Origin of the sequence: Psychrobacter sp. GW64-MNA-CIBAN-0177 (genome assembly GCF_040309585.1) — a bacterium.
In the GTDB taxonomy this organism is placed as follows: domain Bacteria; phylum Pseudomonadota; class Gammaproteobacteria; order Pseudomonadales; family Moraxellaceae; genus Psychrobacter; species Psychrobacter okhotskensis.
Genome location: NZ_JBEOOY010000504.1, coordinates 1 through 247, shown reverse-complemented (window position 1 = coordinate 247; position 247 = coordinate 1). Strand labels below are relative to the sequence as shown.

Below are 247 nucleotides of genomic sequence, written 5' to 3'. Positions count from 1 at the left end.
GCCTGCCTCGTCTGCTCGTTCGGCGTGTTCGTCCCGTTCGTTCACCTCGTGCCGTACGCGCTCGATCATGGCGTCGCGCCATCGACGGCCGTGCTGCTGCTCGGCGCGATCGGCGTCGGCAGCACGGCCGGCCGCTTCTTCCTCGGCGGCCTCGCCGACCGCTTCGGCCGCCGCGCGTCGCTGCTCGCGATGTTCGCGGGCATGGCCGTCGCGCTGGTCGCGTGGGCGGGCGCCGGCACCGTCGCGA

1 protein-coding gene is annotated in these 247 nt (G+C 74.5%); it reads left to right on the top strand.

Annotated elements, in window-relative coordinates; genetic code table 11:
- The coding region (locus AAEY79_RS16010) for an MFS transporter (RefSeq protein ID WP_352289679.1) at positions 1-247 on the top strand (247 nt) is incomplete at both ends.